Annotated in this window: 2 protein-coding genes; one reads left to right on the plus strand and one right to left on the minus strand. The window is 67.1% G+C overall.

Annotated elements, in window-relative coordinates; all coding sequences use genetic code 11:
- Positions 1-186: 186 nt before the first annotated feature.
- Positions 187-1467: an HNH endonuclease signature motif containing protein gene (locus ABZ914_RS50430; RefSeq protein ID WP_500201684.1), complete on the plus strand. Its 1281-nt coding sequence runs from the start codon at positions 187-189 to the stop codon at positions 1465-1467.
- Positions 1468-1596: 129 nt separating this feature from the next.
- Here ABZ914_RS50430 and ABZ914_RS50435 read toward each other — a convergent pair whose 3' ends face one another.
- The gene (locus ABZ914_RS50435) at positions 1597-2052 is read right to left on the minus strand and encodes a VOC family protein (RefSeq protein ID WP_500201685.1); all 456 of its coding nucleotides are present in this window, start codon (positions 2050-2052) and stop codon (positions 1597-1599) included.
- Positions 2053-2220: the final 168 nt, after the last annotated feature.

Genomic DNA, 2220 nt, shown 5'->3' on the forward strand with positions numbered 1-2220 from the left:
GCCCCCGGGTCGCGCCACCCCACCACCCCCCTCCGTCAGGTACGAATCGCCCTTGCATGAGGCGCGAAGAGCGGCAACAGGACACGAGGTCCGGCAGCCTTTCCCGCCCGAAAAATACCGAGAAGAATGTGGCCCGAACGGCCTTGAACGGCCTCGAATGTCGGTCACACAGGGTACTATTTATGTATGCAATCAGTGACGGTCGAGCTTGGGGGCGCGTCCACGATGGAACTGGTGAACGCGCTCTCAACCATCGCCACTGAACTCGCATCGCGTGAAGCCCCGGAATCAGCGGCCGCGTGCCTGGAACTCACCGAGACTCTTGTGGCCGCGTCCGATCTGCAGGAAAGCGCGCTCGCCGGATTCATCGGCCGAGTCGACGCCTGCGGGGAGCAGGCCCGGTGGGGATATCCCTCCACCCAAGCGTGGCTGCGATCTCGACTCGGCATGCGCGACAGCCGCGCCAAGGAACGCCTCACCCTCGCCCGGCAGCGCCACCGCCTACCCCAGGTCTGCGCACAGCTCGCAGCCGGGGAACTGTCCTACGGCTACGCCGCCACCGTCGCCGACTCGGTCGCCCGCCTGGATGACACCGACTGCGCCGAGGCCGAGACGACGCTGCTGGGCTTCGTCGATCAGGGTTTCTCGGCCGGGAAGGTCGCTGCGTTCGGCCGCCGCATCCGCGACCTCATCGCCGAACGCGACGACACAGAAGACGCCCCCGACGAGGACACCAAGCGCGGCTACGACAAGTCCTGGCTGACGACCACGCGTTCCTTGGACGGTGGCCGGTATGTGAAGGGGTGGCTGAACCCCGAGGACGCCGCGATCTGGGACGGCACCCTCGCCCCGCTGGCCAAGCCGGCCGGACCGGACGACCGTCGTGACCTCGCCGAACGGACGGCGGCGGCACTGTCGAGCGTGCTCTCAGGCGGACACAAGGCGTCCAAGGTCACCGTGATCTGCGACCTGGAGACGCTGACCGGCGGCAACGCACCCGCCCGCCTCACCGACGGCACCCCCATCCCCGCCGCCCAGGCCCGCCGCATCGCCCTGGCCGCCGGAGTGTCGCCCCTCCTGCTAGGCCGTGGAAACACCCCGCTCTACCTGGGCTACCGGGAACGATTCGCCTCCGCAGCACAACGACAGGTACTGGAGACGCTCTACTCCTCGTGCGCGGTGAGGGGCTGCGAGGTCCCCGGGACGCTGTGCGAGGTCGACCACGTCCACGGATGGGCGCTGGGACGATCGCCCACCGACATCGACCAACTCGCCCTCACCTGCGGATGGCACAACCGCTTCAAACACAGTCGCCCCGATCAAGTCCAGATCACCAAAGATGGCGACGGGCGATACATCTACCGACTACTGCCACCAGCCGACGCCAGAGGATCAGCAACTGGGGCCGGACCACCAGGCAGCATCGGCCGTCCACCCGACGCCCCCGCCCTCGACTGGGCCGCATAACCGCAGCGCCGCTCTCCTGCACCGGTTCGCCCGTATCAATCAAGATCGGGTGGATCGGGCGGATAGCCATGCCCTCGCACCCACAGCACGACGCCTGTGGTCCGCCAGCAGCAGCGCACCTCTCATGGGTCAGGCCACGCAGAACTCGTTTCCTTCTGGGTCCAGCAGGACGACGGCGTAGTGATCCAGGTCAGGCCCACCCTGTGTCCGCAGCACCGTGGCGCCTGCGCTGGTCAGACGTTCCACCTTGGCATTGACCCGCTGAACCCGAACGGACAATGGGACGGCTCGACCGCCGCTCACCTTCAGGTCAAGGTGCAGCCGGTTCTTGACGACCTTTGGTTCGGGGACGCGTTGGAACCACACGCGGGGGCCTTGTCCCGCTGGATCCACGATCGACTCCGGCACCTCACCGGCCCCAGCGGGCAACTCCTCCTCGGGGACTCCTAATGCCGCCCAATACTCTCGCCAACTGCTGTGATCTTCGGGTGGCGGCTCGGGCAGGTATCCGAGAGCCTCGCACCAGAAGGCCACCAATCTCTTCGGCTCGGCGCAGTCAATGACCAGTTGCATGGTGACGTCCATGCTTCACAAGCTCCCAGAGAGGTCGGACAGAGCGACGCCATCGCTAAGAGCCGCTCGACCTCCCTTACGGAAGGGGGTGGTGGGGTGGCGCGACCCGGGGCGGGGCAGGCGGAGCCTGCCCCCAACACCTGCCTAGGGGCCGCAGAGGCTCCAAAGTCAAGGGTGGAC

The organism is Spirillospora sp. NPDC046719 (assembly GCF_040645715.1).
Lineage (GTDB): Bacteria > Actinomycetota > Actinomycetes > Streptosporangiales > Streptosporangiaceae > Spirillospora.

What these genes read in the sequence shown, in the direction of transcription:
- ABZ914_RS50430 (WP_500201684.1), top strand. Translation starts at nt 187, where the DNA reads ATGCAATCAGTGACGGTCGAGCTTGGGGGCGCGTCCACGATGGAACTG.
- ABZ914_RS50435 (WP_500201685.1), bottom strand. Translation starts at nt 2,052, where the DNA reads ATGGACGTCACCATGCAACTGGTCATTGACTGCGCCGAGCCGAAGAGA.